The sequence below is a fragment of the Sulfitobacter sp. SK011 genome (genome assembly GCF_003352065.1).
Classification (GTDB): domain Bacteria; phylum Pseudomonadota; class Alphaproteobacteria; order Rhodobacterales; family Rhodobacteraceae; genus Sulfitobacter.
This window is the reverse complement of sequence record NZ_CP025803.1, coordinates 3,162,522-3,181,295: the sequence shown is the minus strand read 5'-3', so window position 1 is coordinate 3,181,295 and position 18,774 is coordinate 3,162,522. Positions and strand designations below refer to the sequence as shown.

The following is an 18,774-nucleotide window of genomic DNA, read 5'->3' as shown; positions in this document are numbered from 1 at the left end:
ATGGGGCGCATCAAGACCATCGCACGGCGCAGTTTTCTGGTCGGGTCTGCCGCTGTTTTTGGCGGTGTGGCATTTGGCACCTATATGTACAAGCGCGACGTCGCGAACCCGTTGCTGGCGGATGTCAAAGCAGGTGAGGCGACCTTTAATCCGTTTGTCAAAATTGACGCGCAGGGGGTCACATTGATCACGCCGCGGGCTGATGTGGGGCAGGGGGCCTATTCAATCCAGGCGCATCTGATTGCCGAGGAAATGGATGTCGACCTCGCAACCGTGCGCATTGATCCCGGCCCGCCAAGTGCCGCGTATTACAACGGGGTTGTCGGGGCCGAGGCCATGCCGATTGCGGCAACATCTGACACGGTTCTGGCGCGCACTGGCCGCGGGGCGGCCGATGTTCTGGGAAAGCTTTTGGGTTTGCAGATAACGGGTGGCTCTTCAACAGTTCCCGACATGTATGAGAGATTGCGCACCGCCGGTGCGGTGGCACGCGAGACGTTGATTTCGGCGGCAGTTGAGCAGACCGGCTTGCCGCGTGAGCAGTTAAAGACTGACATGGGGGCTGTGGTTCTGCCTGATGGCACACGGTTGGACTATGTCGATCTGGCTGCCACCGCGGCAGAGATTGAGCCGGTTCAGGACGTCACGCTGCGCGATCCTGCGACATGGAAATATCTGGGGAAGCCGCAGGTGCGCACGGATATTCTGGCCAAGTCGACGGGCACGCAAACCTACGGCATTGATATGGTGATGGATGGGATGGTCTATGCAACCACGCGCACAAACCCGGCCATTGGTGGCGGCATGCTGGGCTTTGATTCAAGCGTCGCGGACAAGATGCGCGGCGTGCAGGCGATCTTGCCGATCAAAGGTGGTATCGCGGTCGTCGCTGATAACACGTGGCGGGCGTTCCAGGCAGCGCTGGCAGTGGAATGCGATTGGGGCCCGTCGCCCTATGTCAGCGATACAAAGGCACAGTTTGAAGCGGTCGCAGCTTCTTTTATGGATGATTTCCAAGACAGCCGGTTCAAGGATCTGGGCGACGTTGAGGCGGCATTTGGCGAAGGCGAGGTCTTTGAGGCCGAGTACCGCATACCCTATCTGGCCCATGCGCCGCTGGAGCCAATGTCAGTGCTGGTGCGCCTGTCAGACGGGCGGCTCGACATTTGGACCGGCACGCAAATCCCGCGTTTTATGCAGGACAATGCGGCAAAACTAGCAGGGTTCGAGGCGGACGCGGTTCATGTGCATGTGTTGATGTCCGGCGGCAGCTTTGGGCGGCGGCTTGAAGATGATTATGTTTTGCAGGCTGTTGAGATCGCCATGCAACTGCCCGACACACCGATCAAGATGGTCTGGACCCGCGAAGAGGATTTCACCCACGATTTTCCCCGACCTCTGGCCATCGCGCGCGGGCGCGGCAAAGTGATGGACGGCGCAGTTGACGCCTTTGATCTGCGCATTGCCGCGCCTTCTGTGGCGGAATCGTCTCTGGCCCGGCTCGGTCAACCCGCGATTGGGCCGGACGTGGCGATTGTCGCAGGTGCCTGGGACCAGCCGTTTGACATTCCAAATTACCGGGTGACCGGATACCGGGTGCCGGCGATGGTGCCGATCTCGTCCTGGCGATCGGTCGGGGCCTCGGGCAATGGATTTCTGCACGAGAGTTTCATGGATGAGATGTGCCATGCGGCGGGTGTTGACCCTTTGGCCGAACGGCTGCGTTTATGTTTCCACGAACCATCAAAAAAGGTGCTTGAGGCGGTTGGCGAGATGTCCGGTTGGGGCAGCGCGCTGGAACCACGCCGGGGGCGTGGACTGGCGTTTACACTGGCCTTTGGTGTGCCAGTGGCACAGGTGGTTGAGGTGACAGACACCGATAAAGGCATTCGCATCGACAAGGTATTTGTGGCCGCTGATGTGGGCCGGGTGATTGATCCGGTGAACTTTGAAGCGCAGGTGAGCGGTGGTGTGATCTGGGGGTTGGGGCATGCGATGAACTGTGAACTGACCTATCAGGGGGGCGTCGCCCAGCAGGACAATTACCATGCGTTTGAGGGGATGCGCCTGTATCAGACGCCAGAGATTGAAGTGCGGGGGCTGGAAAACGGCGACAAGATCAGGGGGATCGGAGAGCCCGGCGTGCCTCCGGCGGCACCGGCGCTGGCCAATGCGATCTTTGCCGCAACGGGTCAGCGGATCAGGGAACTGCCGCTGTCAAAATCAGTGAGGTTTGTCTGATGCGGATGCTTATTGCCGTGATGTTTATCGCGCAGCCACTGGCCGCGCAGGACGTGACCGTGACCCGTGAAGAAGGGCTGGCGGCCTGGGACCGTGTGTTTGCGGTGGCGTCCCACCCGCGCTGCACCAATTGCCATGTGGGAGAACAAGGCGCGCCGATGTGGGACGGGTTGGGATATGGCGAGGACAGGGTGCACGGGATGAACGTGCGCGCTGACGAAAGCCGCATTGGTGCCGAAAGTGTGCCGTGCCGCACCTGTCATGTCACCAGCGCATCTGAAAACACAGTACCGCACGCGCCGCCGCATATCGATGAAGCGTGGCGGTTGCCGCCTGCTGAATTTTCGTGGCTGGATAAAACCAGCGCCGAGATTTGTGCACAGATGCGCAACCCCGATACCAATGATGGCCATAGCATCGCTGAATTGATGGACCACGTGAAGACATCCAAATTCGTAAACTGGGGTTTTGCGCCCGGTGCAGGGCGTTCAATGCCACCCGGCAGCACAACGCAGTTGGCGCAAGATCTGGACGTATGGGGGGCTGCAGGAACGCCTTGCCTGGATGGCTGATGGCACCCTGTGCCGCTGATGCCGCGCAAGGTATTTAAGAAAAGGGTGAAGGGGGAAGAAGGGCGTTAAAAGCTCTGGTTCAATTCATCAGCGGCCGGGATTTCGCTTTCACGTCGGGTAATGTAGGCCAGCAGTTCTTCGTTCTTTGCCGCGTCCAGTGTTGGTTCCTGATACTCGCTGAGCATCTTTCTGGCATGCTTCAGGGCACGTTCGGTAATCTCGACCGATCCATCTGCCTGCCATTGTTCGATGGAATTGTTGTCGAAAAGCTCTGGCATGAAATAGGCCGTTTGAAAGTTCTCTTGGGTATGCGGATGACCCAGGTAATGCCCGCCCGGCCCCACATCGGGAATGGTGGCCAAAGCCGCGTCAAAGTCATCAAAGTTGGGTCCCTGGGCCATGCGGTAGGCCATGGCGCATTGTTCGGCATCGACCATGAATTTGGCCACCGAGCAATGCATGCCGGCCTCATTCCACCCCGCAGAATGCCAGATGTAATTTGCCCCCGCATGCATGACAGCAGAAAGTGTCGTCGCACTTTCATAACCCGCTTGCGCGTCAAATGTCTTGGCCCCGCCCAGCGTATTTGAGGTGCGCCAAGGCACGCCGTAAAACCGCGCCATCTGACCAATCATGAAATTCATCAGCGATATTTCGGGTGTCCCAGCCATGGGTGCGCCGGATTTCATGCTGACCGTGCTGAGGTAATGGCCGTAGATCGCAGGACAGCCCTTGCGCACAACCTGTGTGTAGGCCAGCGCGCTGAGGGCCTCTGCATTCAACTGCGCCACAGATGCCGCGACAGATGCGGGTGTGTTCGCCCCACCCAACACGAAGGGTGAGCAGAGCACCGGCTGGTTTGCCCTGTTAAACGCGCGCATTGCGCCCAGCATCGTTTCGTCCCAGACCAGTGGCGAGTTGCCGTTGCAATTGCCTGTCACCACAGGATGCGTGTCAATGAAATCAGCCCCAAACAGGATCTGGCACATCTCGATCACATCCTCGGCGTTTTTCGGGCTGGTGGTCATGCCCATGAAAGTCTTGTCAGAATATTTCATCGAACTGTAGGTGATGCGCAAATGGCGTTGGCTGATCGGGTGATCATAGGGTTCCACGATGTGATGCGCTGATGAATGTAGCGCCGGCATCATCTGGGCCAGTTTGTGGAACATCGCCAGATCATCAAGCGTGGGATTGCGGCGCACATCCTCAAGATCACGCAGATAGGGGGCCCCGGTCATCGGGACAAAGATGCATTTGTTGCCGCCGAGGGCGACGTTTTTTTCAGGGTCGCGGGCGTGGTAGGTGAAGGCAGCCGGGATCGTGGCAATCAAATCACGCACCAGCGCGCGGTCCAGATAGACCCTGTCGCCTTTCACCTTGGCCCCGGCGCGCTTCCAATCGGCCAGCGCGATGTCATCACGAAACACGACGCCGGTGTTTTCGAGTATGTCCATAGAGGCCGCGTCAATGCGTTCGATCTGTGATCCGGTCATGATTTCGCAGGTGGGGATCTTGTTGTGCAGCCCCGGCAACATCTCGACATTTGGCACGGCACGCAGGGCGCGACGGGCGGCCCGGCCACCTGAACGGGCACGGACGGGATTTTCTGACAACATGATGTGATCCTTTGAGACGTGTCCGGACTATTGCAGATCAGCGCCACTGATGCTTGTCTGCTGGCGAAGTGTTTTATGCCGATTGTGCCGCGAAAGGGTTGACTGTTGCGCCGGGGCGATGTCGGGTGAGCTATGGATATTTTACATGTAAAACGCCCCGTACCTGTTGCCGGATTGGATGACATTCCTTTGCCGTCGATTGACACCGCAGCCCCGCAGGCTTTGGTCGCCCGTTGCCCTGTCGCGGCGGAAACGCCGCTGGTGGATGCACAGGCAATTGCAACTGAGGCGGGTGTGGCGCATGTGTGGGTCAAAGATGAACGCGGGCGCATGGGGCTTGGCAGCTTCAAGGCGCTGGGTGCTGCCTATGTCATTGCCCATGATGCATCGCAGGGAAAAGCACGGGGGCAGACTTATGTGACCGCCAGCGCGGGCAATCACGGGATGTCGGTCGCTGCGGGTGCTGCGGCGTTCGGTGCTTCGTCGGTTGTGTATATTGCTGAGACGGTACCAGAGGCCTTTGCACTGCGTCTGGCAGAGCAGGGGGCCACGGTTGTGCGCGAAGGCGCAACCTATGAGGCGTCGATGGCGGCCGCAATGCAGGCGGCGGAGGATCAGGGTTGGGCGCTCTTGTCAGACAGCTCATGGCCCGGATACACCACGCGCCCGCACCGATTGATGGAAGGCTATCTGGTCTTGATGGCCGAGGCGATTGCGCAGATGCCACAGGTCCCGACCCATATTTTTCTGCAGGCGGGCGTCGGCGGTCTGGCCGGTGCCTGTGCCGCACTGGTGCGCAAGGTCTGGGGGGACGGGCCGCGTATTATCGTGGTCGAGCCAGAGGTCGCACCGGCATTGCACGGATCGGTCGCCGCCGGGTGCCCCGTGGAAAGCAGCGGCCCGGTCAGCGATATGGGCCGTCTGGATTGCAAGATGCCGTCCCTGATTGCGCTCAAAGGGCTGGCACGGGATGCCGATGCCTTTGCGTTGATCTCGGAAAGTGAAGGTCAGGCAGGGGCTGGCACGGCGATGGTTGCAGGGTTGCCTTCAACACCATCTGGTGCTGCGGGGATCGCAGGGCTGCTGTCGCTGTCCGAGACACAGCGCGCGGAACTGGGACTTGATGGCACATCAGTGGTGTTTTGCGTGCTCAGCGAAGGGCCGGAATAAGCGCTAAGGCGGGATTTCGCGGCAATAGGGTCACCCCCACCTTATCTTGGGCCGATAGAGACCCAAAGCATCAGGTGACATGCCGCCCTGAACCGCAGCCATGTCGCCCAGATAATACTGCAGGCCCCAGAAAACGTGGACGTAGAGCCGCAAAGTGCGTTGGCCGTCCGACATTGTCCTGATCTCGTCGAAGGGTTTTCACATCCGCACTTGCTATCAACTGCATGCTGCCCAATGATCCATCATTGCCATTTCTAATGTGGATTAAGGTCTAATGGACGAGACAACTGAGTTTTCCAAATCCACGCTGAATGCCGCCATATTTGCTGGCTGTATGATTGCATTCCTTGGTTTTGGGTTTTCCGCGACCTTCGGGGTTTTCCTGCGGCCGATGTCAGCCGAACTGGGATGGGGCAGGGAGGTCTTTTCGCTGTCCGTCGCGATTCAGGCGTTGGCCTGGGGCATTACGCAACCTTTTGCAGGCATGGCTGCGGACAGATACGGCACTGCGCGCGTTCTGGCATTTGGGGCGATATGTGCGGCGCTTGGCTTTTACCTCAGAGGATCAGTCATGATTCCACAGGTATTTGTATTTTCTGGCGTCATTGTCGGAATGGGCACTGGCGCATGTTCGTTCCCGGTGGTGATCGCCGCATTAAGCAAGGTCGTGACGGCGAGGCAGCGCAGCTTTGTCATGGGGCTTGGGACGGCTGCCGCGTCTCTGGGGATGTTCGCGGCAGCGCCAGCCACCTCTGCGATGATCGACTATTTTGGCTGGCAGCAGACCATTATTCTCATCAGCCTCAGTTTTCTTGCCATTCTGCCGTTTCTGATCTTTGTGTCTCGTGTGTCCATGCCGACAGCGTCGTCGCAGGGTGTTGGCGCATTCGGAAGTGCAATCAAAACTGCGTTCCAAGACCGAAGCTATTTGTGTCTGTTCTTTGGCTTTTTCGTCTGTGGATTTCATGTGGCGTTCATTGGCACGCATCTGCCTGCGTATATTGCGGACCTGGGCTTACCGATCCTTGTGGGCGGCTGGTCGCTTGCCCTGATCGGGCTTTTCAACATAGCCGGGTCGCTTTTGGCCGGGTGGAGTGGGCAAAATCATTCCAAAAAGAACATGTTGGCCGGCATCTATCTGTCGCGGGCCATTGTGATCGTTGTTTTTATTCTGACTCCAGCGTCGCCGACCACCATCTATGTCTTCTCTGCTGTCATGGGGTTGCTGTGGCTGTCGACAGTTCCGTTTACGATGGGATTGGTCGCCCAGACGCAAGGGCTCACATATCTTTCAACGTTGGCGGGCTTGGTTTTCTTTAGCCATCAGGTGGGCAGCTTTACCGGTGCATGGCTGGGTGGACGCATTTTTGATATCTACCAAAGTTACACGCCGATGTGGTGGGCTGCCGTCGTGTTCGGGATTCTTGCCGCGATCATCCACATGCCCATTCAAGAAAGCCAAAAACCCAAGTTTGCCTGACTTAAGTGGCGGCATTTGGATGCAAACATATCAGGCCCTTTAGTCGGCGGTGAAAACTGCTATTTTCATCCGAGAAAGTTCACCGAGTCATCATAAACCCGTCAAAGAATTCTGCGATGCCGTCTAAATCCGTCAAAGGTTGAACAGATGCCACAAATTGATCGGGGCGCAGGATGATCAGGGCACCACGCAGCCGATCAATGCCGCGATGGTCAAATATGTCGGGGCTCGGTTTAGAAGCCGGGCAAAAGACCTTTTCATAATCAACCAATCCGTACTGGCCTTTGTTCGGCAAGAGCAGCTTTGGCAGCGTTTCAAGCGCGATGTCATGATGGTGCGGCTGAAACACCGCGCGCAGGTCTATGACGCTGTCGATATCGGCACCCCTGGCGGTATATCGCAAGACAGGGCTGGCGGGGTCCTCAGCCAGATAGCTGCATAGATTTGCGATGTCGCCGCCGGGCTGTCCAACATCATCCGACGCAGCAAATGCGATCAACCGCCATCTGCCGTCTGCCTTGAGGACGTGACCAAGATGCATGGGTTTGCCGTCGCCCAGTCGGATCGCCGGGGCGGAATGAAACCTCGTTCCTACTTTCAGGCCTGAGGCGAGGGGCTGATGCCGATCCGTTCGGGTGATCAATGAGGGTTCATAGCGCGTCTCGACCCCGGCGGTATACCGCCCGTGTTTCTTGAAATACGTCTGGAATTGTTCGGCCTCTGCGGCGGTTTTTGGCTTTGCGCTGAACAGCCGGGCCATATCACGGTCGAAATCAACTAATTCCTTGGCTTTGACCTGCCGCTCTTGCGTATACGTGTGCAACAGTCCCGGTACGGCCTGAAAACGCAGAACAGCGGCCAGTTTCCAGCCCAGATTGAACGTATCGGCCATAGAGACGTTCATGCCCTGTCCAGCCTTCGGGCTATGGGTGTGGCAGGCGTCCCCGGCGATAAAAATGCGGGGCGCGCGATGGTGTCTTTCTGTATCGGGCACATCATCAAAAGCGTCACACACCCGTTGTCCGATCTCATAGGCCGACCACCAAGCAACCTCTTTCACATCAAGCGAATAGGGTGAGAGGATATCGCGGGCCTTGGAGATCAGCATCTGCGGCGAAACGTTGCGATCTGCGGCGCGTTCATCACCGTGCAATTCATCAAGCTCGATGTACATCCGCACCATATAGCCGCCTTCGCGCGGGATGATCAGAATGCTGCCGTGATCCACAGACTGAATGGCGGATTTCAGACGAATATCGGGAAAGTCTGTAACCGCAAGTACATCCATCACCCCCCAAAGCTGACGCGCGGCTTCGCCCTTTAACACCTGACCCAATGATTTGCGGACAGCACTGCGGGCACCATCGCATCCCACGACGTAACGCGCGCGGATGGTTTCGGTCCTGCCCTCTGCATCAAGGCAGTTGAATGTTGCGCAGACCGGATACTCTGTGTCGTCGGTTGTCGCTAATGCAACCAGTTCCCGGTTGTAGTCAGGCTCCAACCGGTGCGGAGATTGCCGCATGATGTCCAGATAGAAGTCATGTACCCGTGCCTGATTTAGGATGACATGCGGCATTTCCGAGAGGTCGTCTTCGACATCCTGAATGCGGTCGGCACGGTGCAGGCTGGTGCCGTCCTGATCTTGCCGCCAGAACGCCACTTCGTTTACCCAATACGCTTCTTTCAGCACCCTTTCGGCAAACCCGAAAGCCTGGAACATCTCGATGGACCGGCAGGCAATGCCGTCAGCCTGCCCCACGTCCAGCGGACCGGATTTGCGTTCGGTGATGCGGGTGGAAATTTCAGGAAAAGCGGCAAGCTGTGCTGCCAATGTCAGGCCAGCCGGGCCACAGCCAACGATCAGCACATCTACGGTGCCTTGGGACGATGCGGCGCGTCTTGTCTGAGGTGAGACCGATGGATCACCGGTTCGAAAGCCATTCAAATGGTATTGCATCCGGCAGTGTCCACTATTTGATAAGTACACATACTAATTACTGGACGCCTGAGCCGACTGTCAATATGATATGTATACTTACTTATTCGCGGACCGATTGAATGACCGATGATATTGCTCTTACTGAGATGCCCGGCCACCTCATCCGAAGGCTTAATCAACAGTCTACCTCGGTCTTTCAGGACCGTATCAAACAGGCAGGGCATGACGTGACATCGGTGCAATTCGCCGCGATGGACACTTTGAAAAATTTCCCCGGTCTGGATCAGGCCAGTTTGGCCAAACGCATCAAATATGATCGTGCAACGATTGGTGGCGTGGTTAGACGGCTGGAGCAGAAAAACCTGATCCGGCGGGTCCCAGACGAAACCGATCGGCGCGCTTTCAGGCTTTGGTTGTCGTCAGATGGCGCGGCGCTTCTTGCCGCGCTTAGGCCCATTGTGGGTGCACTGCAAGCGGAGATCCTGCAAGGTTTGACTGAAGAAGAAAAAGCCATCTTCTTAAATTTGATGACAAGAACACTGCGCGATCAGCACTGACCGTTGGGGCGGTGCAGGTGATGCCGCTTGCGCCGCATCACGTTAAAAATCGCAGATGTTTCACGAGAGTTTGGGTCCGCTCACACTGCATAGTGGTCATACTTCAACCGATTGCCACTTGTTTTCCGGGCAGGAAAGCTGGACGTTCTGTTTTCTGATAATTGGCACGGGTTTCAAGGCTGCATGTTCGAGATATGGGAAGGCCTGAAGGCAGCGTTCTGGCTGGTTGTCACGTTCGACGCCGAGCTTTGGGAGATCAGCCTCAGATCTCTGCGCGTGACGCTGACCGCTTTGGTGATCGCCTCGGTCATTGCAATTCCGCTTGGGACCTACCTTGCGCTGCAACGCTTTCGCTTCCGCCGTCTGGTCATTTCCATGATCAACGCGTTGATGGGGCTGCCGCCCGTTGTGGTCGGGCTTGTGGTCTATATCCTTTTGTCGCGCGCCGGACCTTTTGGTGTTCTGAACCTGCTTTTCACACCCACGGCAATGATCATTGCACAGGTTATCATCATCACACCGGTCATCGCCTCCATCGCGCACCAGTCGATGCGCGAGCTTTGGGCCGAATATCACGATCTGCTGATTTCCCTGAATACATCAAAGCGTCAGCGGATCTTTACGCTTGTGCGGGACGGTCGCCGCAATCTGTTGACTGCTGCACTGGCCGGGTTTGGACGCGCGATCGGCGAAGTCGGGGCGATAATGATTGTGGGCGGCAACATTGACCACGCGACCCGCGTTCTGACCACTGCAATTGCCTTGGAAACTGGCAAAGGCGACTTTGCGCTGGCTCTGGGTTTGGGCTTTGTGCTGATTGGGATCGCGATTGTGGTGAACATCACGATACACACCTTGTCGCAAACCGAACGGGAGGGGCGCTGGTGACCGTGCTGTTCCCCCTGGAGCTGAAACAGGTTGTCGTCAGACGGCAGGGCAGGAGGGTCATAGGCCCTGTTGACCTGACCCTGAACCCGCAAGGGCCGACCATAATTGTTGGCCCAAACGGGTCTGGTAAAACCACGTTGTTGCGCGTGATGCATGGGATCGACCGGATCAACGCCGGTGAGGTGACATGGGCGCAAAACGACCCGGCGAAACATGCCTTTGTTTTCCAATCTCCGATTGTGATGCGTCGCTCCGTTGCAGAAAACCTTGTCTATCCCCTGCGGTTGGCAAAATTGTCCAAGGCGGCCATCCGTGCAGAAGTGGACCACTGGCTTGCCCGGATCAATCTCTACCCGCTCAGGGATACGCCGGCGCGGCGGCTGTCAGGGGGCGAGCGGCAGAAACTCGCGATTGCCCGGGCGCTGGTCTGCAAGCCTGAAGTCCTGTTTCTTGATGAGCCTTGTGCCAATCTGGATGGATACGCGACGCGCGACATTGAGGTGCTTTTGCAAGAGGCCGCTGCGGCCGGCACGCGACTGGTGATGTCGACCCATGATATGGGACAGGCGCGCAGGCTTGCCGATGATCTGATCTTTATGCTCGATGGTAAAATACACGAAACCGGTGCCGCGGCGCAGGCCTTTGCGGACCCGAAAACGGACGCTTTGGCCGCCTTCCTCAGAGGTGATATCGTCACATAAGTGCGGCGAATTGGGTGTCATTCTGGTATCAGCGCGACACGCGGTCTTTGGCTATTTAACGCCGTGAATGAACACTCAATGGTGATGGGGTTCTTCATCAAGCGATCCGTGCACCGCAAATTGATTGATATCGGCTTCCTGCGCCTCAATGACACGGTAGGCTTCTTTCACGCCTGCTGGTGTCAATTCTCTGGCAACGGTCAAAAGGGTGTTGGGGGCATGATCTGCGCAAAGCTCAACCATCTGATCTATCTCTTCGCGGGCCACATCAAGGGCGGCCTCCACAGATGGCGCGCCATAGATATCAACGAAGTGATGGGCGAGCAGCGTCGCGAGTGTGTCCCGCTCTTGTGGCTCGATCTGTGTGACGGCGACAAAACTGACCCGCCCGAAGGTTTCGCACCCCATCCAGCCGTTTGCAAAAGCCTGTCGTGCCTTGCCGACCAAATCGGCTTCTCCCCAGTTTGAAAATTCAAATCCGCCCGAAATGCACCATTCCCCGGTGCGTGCGGGGTTGTGAAAAACGCGCGTGTCGCTTTCGTCAAAATGGATGGCACGGGCGAGTTTCATGTGGGCCTCGTTAGATTTGCGGTGAGCGGGATTAGAACGGTATTGTCGTCGATCTTCAAGAGAAGTCCCAGTGTTTCATCCAGTCCTACGTACGTGCCTGACTGTCCGGCGACAGTCATGGAACCCTTTAGCCCATGCGCAAGCCCGGCCCATTCGCGGTGCAGCGATGCCATGCCTGTGTCGGTCCAGGTGTTGATCCCAATAAGGGTGTGGCGCACCCAGGCCTCAAGCAGGTCTGTTGCATCCACCTCTGCACACCCTTCGGCAAAAAGGGCGGTGACGTCAGGTGTGAGACCGGTTTCATCGCTGTCTGGCCAGAGCGAAAGCGTCAGGCCGATCACCATCCAGTTGGGGATGTCTTCGACCGTGTCTCCCGCTGCCATTCGCAAATGGCCACAACGCCCGCCGTTGACGTATAATGAGCCGTCCCAGCCCAGATGCACCGCGACTTCTGGCGGGGCCAATGCTCCCAGTGCATTCTGGAAACCAACACCGCAGATCGGCAGGATCGCCACAGCCTCTGACAGGACCGCATCCGGGGCAAAAACAATCGCGGCGCGCAGGGTGTCATGTGCGAGATCGTAAACCACCAGACCGGCATCGCAGCCGACCTCTGCGGCCGCGCAGGCAAGTGTAAAAGGATCACCGCCTGCCGCTGATTGACCCTTGAACAGCGGTGGAAAGCTGGGTTCGTTCATGCGTGACCCTTGGCGATCAGGCCCTTTGCGATGGTGCGAAAAGCCTGCGCTTGTGGACTGTCAGGCTTGGACACAACAATGGGTGCACCGCCATCCGAGGCAAGTCGGATGTCCAGATGGAGCGGGATTTCAGCAAGCAACGGCACGTCCAGTTTCGCAGCCTCGGCAGCGACACCACCATGACCAAACAGATGTTCTTCGTGCCCGCAGGCCGAACAGATGTGCGTCGACATGTTTTCGATCATGCCAATGATCGGCGTGCCCAACTGGTTGAACATATCAATGCCCTTGCGTGCATCAAGCAAGGCGATGTCCTGAGGGGTCGAGACGATGATCGCACCATCAAGCTGCGCCTTTTGCGCCAGCGTCATCTGCACATCACCAGTGCCGGGCGGCAGGTCCACAATCAGCACGTCCAGCGCGCCCCATTGCACCTGACCCAGCATCTGCTGCAACGCGCCCATCAGCATCGGGCCACGCCAGACAACCGCCTGATCGTCATTTGTCATCAGGCCAAGGGACATCATCGTGACGCCAAAGTTGCGCATCGGCAGGATGGTTTTGCCATCTGGCGAAGCGGGCCGTCCCGACACACCCAGCATTCTGGGTTGGGACGGACCATAGACATCGGCGTCAAGCAGACCGACGCGCCGCCCCTCGGCGGCCAGAGCGCAGGCAAGGTTGGAGGCGACAGTCGATTTTCCGACACCGCCCTTGCCGGACGCCACCGCGATGATCCGGTCGACACCCGGTACTTTTTCCGGGCCAGCGGGTGCTGCACTGCGCGAGGGTTTCAAATCCGGCGGGGCAGACTTGGTACTGTGCGCCGTCATCACGATCGAAACGGCCTCCACACCGTCCAGCGCGTTTATGCGCGCCTCAATATCGTCTTTGATTTTTGTGTAGGTCTCGGCATGGGCACCGCTGACCTCCATGACAAAGCGTATCTTTCCGTCATCGACGGTCAGTGCCTTGATGATCCCTGCCTCAGCGAGAGAGGTTCCGCTTAACGGATCATCAATGGATTGAAGGATGGCGGTGACGGCGTCGCGGGTGACAGCCACGTTATGACTGCCCTTCAATTGTGCCCGTCACGACATGTTCAACGTCCAGCCCATCGATGGTCAGAACCATCTTTGCCTCGAATTTCTGACCAGACGTGGCACCGGCATTGCGCATCGCCTCTTCAATAGCCTGCTGTGAGGTGACGCCAACCTGTTTGAGGAATTTGCGCATCGACATGTTGAAATCTTCGCTCATGATCGTTTCTCCGATTTTCTTGACTGTGTGGCGGGACGCCCTTTAGGCTGCGCCCATCGCTGGGGAATGACTGATGTGAAATTTATCTTCGTTCTGTGTTGTGCGCTACTGCCCATTTGCGTGCATGCGCAGGACAGAGATTTTACCTTGTCCGCCCCGCCTGAAATCACCGACACAGGATTTCTGCGCTACGTCCTGCCGCGCTTTTCTCTGAAACATGGCGCACGCGTTTCGGTGATAGAGTCGGGCGGTGATGTCGTCATTGGGCCGGATGGTGTCCCGGTCTTTGCAGGTCTGGGGACCGTGTGGCACATCTCTGGGTCCGATGACGCGGGTCCTGTGCTCTTTACCGAATGGCTTCTTTCCGACATTGGCAAGCGGACGATAGATGGGTTTCAGCCAGAAGGGACCGCGCCATTCAGCAGCCAAGTTTTCGCTGAAGAGGTCGCGGTTGAGGCCGTTTTTGAAGGCGATCCCGTTCTTGGCGAAACGCTGTCGCTGCGTCATTGCGGGCGCTGCCATGTGATCAACGAGACCAACCGCATGAAGGGCATGGGCCAGACCCCGTCGTTTGCGTTGATGCGCACCTTTGATGATTGGGAAAACAGGTTCAGCACGTTTTACGTTCTCAACCCGCATCCGAGTTTCAGTCAGGTCGAAGGGATTACGCCGCCTTTCCGTGCGCATCTGCCGCCAGCCATTGTACCGGTCGAGATATCCCAGGACGACCTGGACGCGATCCTTGCCTATGCGGCGACGATTAAGCCCGCGGATTTGGGCGCACCCTTGCAAAGTCAGTGATCCTTTCGCTTTGACAAATAGTCGTCCGTCGTGCGCGGGCGCGGTCTTTCGCCTGCTGCAAAGGGATTGTTGTCGGAATGGTACTGCGCGTTGATCCGGCAATTATCGCACATCTGGATCATCCGCGCCGCTTCGGGATTGGCAAACATCGCATGTTTGCCGGCAAGTTTCTCGGTGATCTTCTCAACAGTGGATTTGACGCCAAAAAGACTGCCGCATTCGATGCAGGCAAACGGCTCTTCTTCGTTCAGGATCGTTTGGCTCAGCGCCATGTCCGTGAGGTTCAACTGTGGTTCCAGCGTAATTGCGTCTTCAGGGCAGACGTTGGCGCATAGGCCACATTGCAGACAGGCGTCCTCCTGAAACCGAAGTTGCGGCAGGTCCGGATTGTCGCCAAGCGCGCCTGATGGACAGAGCGATGCGCAAGCAAGGCACAGGGTACAGGCATCGGTGTCAACAATGACCGCGCCATATGGTGCCCCTTCTGGCAGAGCTATACTTTGGGCTTCGGGGTTCAATGCCTTGGCTGAAAGCCGCGCGATTTGCCGTCTTGTGCCCATTGGCAAGACCGGTTTTTCAATCGCGGTCCCTGGCTCTTTTTCAAACAGATGGTCAGACAAGGCATGAGGGTCCGAGATGTCGAGCAGTGCAATTCTTTCACCTGAAATTGCGAGGGCCAGTTCCAGTTGGGGATCAAGCGCATCGCGCTCTGTCTTTGGGGCAAGCAAGAGGTCGACCCGTGCAAATCCAGCGGCAAGCGCGCCCAGCATTTCCGCATGACCAAAGCCCGATAAGGCGCTGATTTCCATCGGAATGACATGGGCAGGCAGCCCACGGCCATAGCGCGCGGCCAGGCTGATCATTTCAGCGCCGTGATCATCGTGGACCAGCAGGGTTCCATTTCGACCGCCCGCCGCGCGATAAGCCGTCGCGAGCGCCGTGATCCGGCGAAAGATGAAATCGGTCGAAGGCGCATCATAGCTGATCGCGCCAGAGGGGCACACCGCCGAACAGGCACCGCAACCCGCACAGATCAGCGGGTCGATGCTGACGTGTTCGCCCGCCGAAACAATTGCACCGGTGGGACACACGTTCAGGCAATTTGAGCATGCCGGTTTTTCCGCCCGTGAGTGGGCGCACAAAGACGGCTCCAACCGGACGTACAGTGGTTTTTCAAATGTGCCAACAAGCTGACTTGCCGCGAATATTGCGTCAGCGACGGCAGGCTGGCTTTTTGGATCAGCCCTAAGATAGCCGTCACGTTTTTCAGGGGCGGGGAACAGCGGCACGCCACCTGTGAGATCAAGGATTATGTCACACTGCGACAGTGCGCCGTCGCGGGGCGCGGTCAGTGCAGGCGTTCCACGCCCCCCAACGACGCTTTGTTGGAAGGCGTTGATCCGGATATCGAACCTTCCCAGTGTCCCTGTGGCCTGATGCAGTGCACCGACAACCGTATCAAAGGCCTGCGTTGGCGCAATGTCATCGCCGGATGCCAGCAAAACGGTCACAGCAAGGATGTCTGCAAGTTTTTCTGCGGCGGGCTGGCATACCTCGGCCTTGCCGATGATCAGACAGGTTCCTTCGGTGACAACATCAATCGATTTGGATGCTGGGTGCGCCAGCTGTGCGTCAGCGACCAGCGCGGCCATCTTGGGCGTTGTATCATCTGATCCATCAGACCAGCCGGCGCGGTCACGGATGTCGACAAACACTGGTTCGGGCGCGTCGATTTCATCGGCGATTTCAGCAAACAAACGGGCCTCTTGCTGACAGGCGACAATCACGTCGCCCGACGCGATTGCAGCCGTTGCAATGTCGATCTGATCCGTACACAGGCTGTTATGACAGGCCCCACAGGCCAGACCTGTCGCCTTTTCCAAAGCGGCGGTGTCGATTTTTTGCGAACCCAGACAGTCGCATAGCAGCAATGACTTAGACATGGTTTTCCCCATTTGGCACAGCATTCGCCGATCCGCAGCTATTCAGGAAACGGGCCGACAGTAAACCGATATTTGGATGCGATTCTGTTATGGACTTATATGCATATGCAGCAATTGCTGCGACAACTTGACAGTGCCGTGAGCGGCTGCGACCCAAATAGGCATAGAAACCTGGGGTCTGAGTATTCTGCGATGCAGCAATAAACGGCAATATACCAATGTATACAAAAAGGCTTTTGGACTTTGGGCAAATAGGTCTAAGTTATACGAAGATAAGTGCTTCTTGTCCGGGGATTTTCTTTGAAGTTGAACTATCCAAATGCACAGACCATTCCATTGGGTGTCGTTGTTCAGCGGTCACCGGGTGTAACGCGTTGGACAAAGTTCGCCTGGAAAGCGTCTTCGGTTTTGCCGGGTGCACCAGATGCTGATTGGAAAATTCTCAGAACGGAAGATGGCGTGACAGAGTTTCATGCCGCAACGCTGCCGCTCACGCTTTATGTGTCAGATGCAGAGGCCTACGCACACGAGTTGCAGGCCCGTTCGCCGTCGGTCTATGTTGTCTTGCGACCAAATGATGCCACAGCAGACAAGCCTTGGTCAGTCGCGCTTGTGACGGCCTCGCCTTATGAGGCACAAGATTACTGCGATTCTGCGGAAGAACTGGTTGAGAAGGTGACAATGCCCGAAGGCTTGCACGCCTGGATCGCAAGCTTTGTGGATCAGCACTATGAAGAAGAGGTGTTTGTGAAGCGTCGCCGCAAGAACATGTCGGTCGACCAGACCGAAGACGGGATCGGCGATCCGCGCATTCGTCAGGTCAGTGATGTGTACCGCGCGCCACGCCGCAGGGAGGTCATCAATTGAGCGGCGTTCTTTCGTCATGGTCGCGCAGACGTGCAGCCGTCGCAGCAGAGGCGGCGGCTGAAGAGCAGGCTGCGCTTGACGCCGTGGTTATGAAGGACGCTGCGGCGTTAGAGGAAAAGTCTGACGCGGAAATCTTGCAGGAACTTAACCTGCCTGATCCGATGACTTTGGTGCAGGGCGATGATTTCAAAGCGTTCATGTCTAAGGAAGTACCGGCACATCTGCGCAAGATTGCCCTGCGCAAGCTTTGGACCAGCAATCCGGTACTGGCCTGTGTGGACGGATTGAACGATTACGATGATGACTATCTGACCGGCAGCACCGGGCAAGGTGCTATCAAGACGACCTATCAGGTGGGCAAAGGCATGTTGGCGCATCTGATCGAGGTCGAGCGTCAAAAAAATGAGATGCACGCCGCTGAGGCGGAGATTGAAGAGCATGATATTGTGGCTGACGATACGGAGGTTGAAGTTGAGGTTTTAGAAGCCGAAACACCGGACGTTCAGCCAGCCGCTCATGATGATGAACCCGCATCCCCCGCGCCGCGCCGGATGCAGTTCCAATTCGAGGATCGCACCGCATGAATGTCGCGACCGCCCTGCCAGATATCACCGATGAGGATCGCCTGCGCGCTGATCTTTACAACTATCTGGGTTTGATGTTGTCGGCACCGCCAGATCAAATGTTGCTGGACCAGACAGCCGCATTGACGGGGGATGACACAGATTTGGGGCAGGCGATCAAGGGCCTTGCCCGTGTCGCGAAAGTGTCAAAACCCAAGGCTGTGCGTTCAGAATTCAATGCGCTGTTCATCGGTCTGGGTCGTGGCGAGCTTTTGCCATATGCCAGCTACTATCTCACCGGGTTCCTGAATGAAAAACCCTTGGCGAACCTGCGTGCGACGATGGCCAACTTTGGCATGGTGCGTGCTGATGACGTCTTTGAACCCGAGGACAATATCGCGTCGCTCATGGAAATGATGGCTGGCATGATCGTCGGTCGTTTTGGCCGGGTCGCGACACTTCAGGAACAAAATGAGTTTTTCAATGCTCATATTGGAACATGGTCCACGCATTATTTCACGGATCTGCAGGCCGCAAAATCATCGGTGCTTTATGCATCCGTGGGGGCCGTCGGGTCCGCGTTTATGAACATTGAACGCGAAGCATTTCGCATGACAGCAAACTGACGGGTTTGCTTTTTAACCGGCGGGGATGCCCGCCAAGCATGGAAGGGGAGACATCCCATGACCGATAAGACCGAAGGCAAAAGCCGCCGCGATTTCCTGAAACTGGCGGGCACCGCTGCACCTGCTGCAGTTGCAGTGGTCGCAGGCGGGACCACGCAAGCCGCCGCGGCGCAACCGGCAGACCTTTCGTCTGAGACAATGCAAGACACGGCACATACACGGGCCTACCTCGAAAGCACACGCTTCTAGGACTGCGCGCGACGACGATACAAATTT

The 18,774-nt window shown here is 57.2% G+C and carries 20 protein-coding genes; 12 read left to right on the top strand and 8 right to left on the bottom strand.

Going from position 1 to position 18,774, the window contains the following annotated elements; all coding sequences use genetic code 11:
- Complete coding sequence (locus C1J02_RS15675) at positions 1-2,241, top strand: xanthine dehydrogenase family protein molybdopterin-binding subunit (RefSeq protein ID WP_114879418.1); 2,241 nt, start codon at positions 1-3, stop codon at positions 2,239-2,241.
- Positions 2,241-2,813, top strand: a complete 573-nt coding sequence (locus C1J02_RS15670; protein WP_114879417.1) for a hypothetical protein — start codon at positions 2,241-2,243, stop codon at positions 2,811-2,813. The genes C1J02_RS15675 and C1J02_RS15670 overlap by 1 nt, the downstream gene beginning before the upstream one ends.
- Before the next feature lie 65 nt (positions 2,814-2,878).
- Here the strand turns inward: C1J02_RS15670 and C1J02_RS15665 are convergent, their stop codons facing one another.
- The gene (locus C1J02_RS15665; RefSeq protein ID WP_162798344.1) at positions 2,879-4,432 is read right to left on the bottom strand and encodes a trimethylamine methyltransferase family protein; all 1,554 of its coding nucleotides are present in this window, start codon (positions 4,430-4,432) and stop codon (positions 2,879-2,881) included.
- A 132-nt stretch (positions 4,433-4,564) separates the two neighbouring features.
- On the opposite strand from C1J02_RS15665, the gene C1J02_RS15660 reads away from it, so the two are divergent.
- A complete protein-coding gene (locus C1J02_RS15660; RefSeq protein ID WP_114879416.1) occupies positions 4,565-5,602 on the top strand; it encodes a pyridoxal-phosphate dependent enzyme in 1,038 nt (345 codons plus the stop codon).
- Between the two features lie 30 nt (positions 5,603-5,632).
- Here C1J02_RS15660 and C1J02_RS20950 read toward each other — a convergent pair whose 3' ends face one another.
- Complete coding sequence (locus C1J02_RS20950; protein ID WP_162798343.1) at positions 5,633-5,776, bottom strand: hypothetical protein; 144 nt, start codon at positions 5,774-5,776, stop codon at positions 5,633-5,635.
- A gap of 100 nt (positions 5,777-5,876) precedes the next feature.
- Between C1J02_RS20950 and C1J02_RS15655 the strand changes: the two genes are divergently transcribed.
- Positions 5,877-7,082 (top strand): MFS transporter, encoded by a 1,206-nt coding sequence (locus C1J02_RS15655; protein ID WP_114879415.1) that lies wholly within the window; start codon positions 5,877-5,879, stop codon positions 7,080-7,082.
- Positions 7,083-7,161: 79 nt separating this feature from the next.
- Here C1J02_RS15655 and C1J02_RS15650 read toward each other — a convergent pair whose 3' ends face one another.
- Positions 7,162-9,042 carry an FAD-dependent monooxygenase gene (locus C1J02_RS15650; RefSeq protein ID WP_114879414.1) on the bottom strand — a complete coding sequence of 627 codons (1,881 nt, stop codon included), beginning with the start codon at positions 9,040-9,042 and terminating at the stop codon, positions 7,162-7,164.
- Between the two features lie 101 nt (positions 9,043-9,143).
- Between C1J02_RS15650 and C1J02_RS15645 the strand changes: the two genes are divergently transcribed.
- From C1J02_RS15645 to C1J02_RS15635, 3 genes are all read left to right on the top strand, one after another.
- The gene (locus C1J02_RS15645; protein WP_254693121.1) at positions 9,144-9,581 is read left to right on the top strand and encodes a MarR family winged helix-turn-helix transcriptional regulator; all 438 of its coding nucleotides are present in this window, start codon (positions 9,144-9,146) and stop codon (positions 9,579-9,581) included.
- 183 nt (positions 9,582-9,764) lie between these two features.
- Positions 9,765-10,469 carry an ABC transporter permease gene (locus C1J02_RS15640; RefSeq protein WP_114879413.1) on the top strand — a complete coding sequence of 235 codons (705 nt, stop codon included), beginning with the start codon at positions 9,765-9,767 and terminating at the stop codon, positions 10,467-10,469.
- Positions 10,463-11,170 (top strand): energy-coupling factor ABC transporter ATP-binding protein, encoded by a 708-nt coding sequence (locus tag C1J02_RS15635; protein ID WP_114879412.1) that lies wholly within the window; start codon positions 10,463-10,465, stop codon positions 11,168-11,170. Before C1J02_RS15640 ends, C1J02_RS15635 begins: the two co-directional genes overlap by 7 nt.
- A gap of 75 nt (positions 11,171-11,245) precedes the next feature.
- Here the strand turns inward: C1J02_RS15635 and C1J02_RS15630 are convergent, their stop codons facing one another.
- Genes C1J02_RS15630 through C1J02_RS15615 form a run of 4 tightly spaced genes read right to left on the bottom strand, consistent with a single transcriptional unit; the run spans position 11,246 to position 13,698 of the window.
- On the bottom strand, positions 11,246-11,740 hold the full coding sequence (locus tag C1J02_RS15630) for a DUF6505 family protein (protein WP_114879411.1): 495 nt from the start codon (positions 11,738-11,740) through the stop codon (positions 11,246-11,248).
- Complete coding sequence (locus C1J02_RS15625; RefSeq protein ID WP_114879410.1) at positions 11,737-12,438, bottom strand: biotin/lipoate--protein ligase family protein; 702 nt, start codon at positions 12,436-12,438, stop codon at positions 11,737-11,739. The genes C1J02_RS15630 and C1J02_RS15625 overlap by 4 nt, the downstream gene beginning before the upstream one ends.
- Positions 12,435-13,502, bottom strand: coding sequence for an Mrp/NBP35 family ATP-binding protein (locus C1J02_RS15620; RefSeq protein ID WP_114879409.1), 1,068 nt, complete (start codon positions 13,500-13,502; stop codon positions 12,435-12,437). Before C1J02_RS15620 ends, C1J02_RS15625 begins: the two co-directional genes overlap by 4 nt.
- A 1-nt stretch (position 13,503) precedes the next feature.
- The gene (locus C1J02_RS15615) at positions 13,504-13,698 is read right to left on the bottom strand and encodes a DUF6494 family protein (protein WP_114879408.1); all 195 of its coding nucleotides are present in this window, start codon (positions 13,696-13,698) and stop codon (positions 13,504-13,506) included.
- A 75-nt stretch (positions 13,699-13,773) separates the two neighbouring features.
- Here C1J02_RS15615 and C1J02_RS15610 point away from each other — a divergent pair, with 75 nt between their 5' ends.
- Entirely contained in the window at positions 13,774-14,499 is a 726-nt protein-coding gene (locus C1J02_RS15610; protein ID WP_114880639.1) for a cytochrome c, read from the top strand.
- Here the strand turns inward: C1J02_RS15610 and C1J02_RS15605 are convergent.
- Positions 14,493-16,442 (bottom strand): 4Fe-4S binding protein, encoded by a 1,950-nt coding sequence (locus C1J02_RS15605; protein WP_114880638.1) that lies wholly within the window; start codon positions 16,440-16,442, stop codon positions 14,493-14,495. The genes C1J02_RS15610 and C1J02_RS15605 overlap by 7 nt on opposite strands.
- 300 nt (positions 16,443-16,742) lie before the next feature.
- Here C1J02_RS15605 and C1J02_RS15600 point away from each other — a divergent pair, with 300 nt between their 5' ends.
- From C1J02_RS15600 to C1J02_RS15585, 4 genes are read left to right on the top strand one after another with little or no spacing between them, the layout of a single operon-like run.
- Positions 16,743-17,309, top strand: a complete 567-nt coding sequence (locus C1J02_RS15600) for a DUF3305 domain-containing protein (protein WP_114880637.1) — start codon at positions 16,743-16,745, stop codon at positions 17,307-17,309.
- Positions 17,306-17,893 (top strand): DUF3306 domain-containing protein, encoded by a 588-nt coding sequence (locus tag C1J02_RS15595; RefSeq protein WP_114879407.1) that lies wholly within the window; start codon positions 17,306-17,308, stop codon positions 17,891-17,893. The genes C1J02_RS15600 and C1J02_RS15595 overlap by 4 nt, the downstream gene beginning before the upstream one ends.
- Entirely contained in the window at positions 17,890-18,498 is a 609-nt protein-coding gene (locus tag C1J02_RS15590) for a molecular chaperone (RefSeq protein WP_114879406.1), read from the top strand. The genes C1J02_RS15595 and C1J02_RS15590 overlap by 4 nt, the downstream gene beginning before the upstream one ends.
- Positions 18,499-18,555: 57 nt before the next feature.
- Positions 18,556-18,747 carry a twin-arginine translocation pathway signal protein gene (locus C1J02_RS15585; RefSeq protein WP_114879405.1) on the top strand — a complete coding sequence of 64 codons (192 nt, stop codon included), beginning with the start codon at positions 18,556-18,558 and terminating at the stop codon, positions 18,745-18,747.
- Positions 18,748-18,774 lie beyond the last annotated feature (27 nt).

Excerpts from the sequence above, each read along its gene's own strand:
- C1J02_RS15660 (WP_114879416.1), top strand. The coding sequence starts at position 4,565 with ATGGATATTTTACATGTAAAACGCCCCGTACCTGTTGCCGGATTGGAT.
- C1J02_RS15665 (WP_162798344.1), bottom strand. The coding sequence starts at position 4,432 with ATGTTGTCAGAAAATCCCGTCCGTGCCCGTTCAGGTGGCCGGGCCGCC.
- C1J02_RS20950 (WP_162798343.1), bottom strand. The coding sequence starts at position 5,776 with ATGTCGGACGGCCAACGCACTTTGCGGCTCTACGTCCACGTTTTCTGG.
- C1J02_RS15650 (WP_114879414.1), bottom strand. The coding sequence starts at position 9,042 with ATGCAATACCATTTGAATGGCTTTCGAACCGGTGATCCATCGGTCTCA.
- C1J02_RS15585 (WP_114879405.1), top strand. The coding sequence starts at position 18,556 with ATGACCGATAAGACCGAAGGCAAAAGCCGCCGCGATTTCCTGAAACTG.
- C1J02_RS15630 (WP_114879411.1), bottom strand. The coding sequence starts at position 11,740 with ATGAAACTCGCCCGTGCCATCCATTTTGACGAAAGCGACACGCGCGTT.
- C1J02_RS15640 (WP_114879413.1), top strand. The coding sequence starts at position 9,765 with ATGTTCGAGATATGGGAAGGCCTGAAGGCAGCGTTCTGGCTGGTTGTC.
- C1J02_RS15675 (WP_114879418.1), top strand. The coding sequence starts at position 1 with ATGGGGCGCATCAAGACCATCGCACGGCGCAGTTTTCTGGTCGGGTCT.
- C1J02_RS15670 (WP_114879417.1), top strand. The coding sequence starts at position 2,241 with ATGCGGATGCTTATTGCCGTGATGTTTATCGCGCAGCCACTGGCCGCG.
- C1J02_RS15590 (WP_114879406.1), top strand. The coding sequence starts at position 17,890 with ATGAATGTCGCGACCGCCCTGCCAGATATCACCGATGAGGATCGCCTG.
- C1J02_RS15625 (WP_114879410.1), bottom strand. The coding sequence starts at position 12,438 with ATGAACGAACCCAGCTTTCCACCGCTGTTCAAGGGTCAATCAGCGGCA.
- C1J02_RS15655 (WP_114879415.1), top strand. The coding sequence starts at position 5,877 with ATGGACGAGACAACTGAGTTTTCCAAATCCACGCTGAATGCCGCCATA.
- C1J02_RS15615 (WP_114879408.1), bottom strand. The coding sequence starts at position 13,698 with ATGAGCGAAGATTTCAACATGTCGATGCGCAAATTCCTCAAACAGGTT.
- C1J02_RS15605 (WP_114880638.1), bottom strand. The coding sequence starts at position 16,442 with ATGTCTAAGTCATTGCTGCTATGCGACTGTCTGGGTTCGCAAAAAATC.
- C1J02_RS15645 (WP_254693121.1), top strand. The coding sequence starts at position 9,144 with ATGACCGATGATATTGCTCTTACTGAGATGCCCGGCCACCTCATCCGA.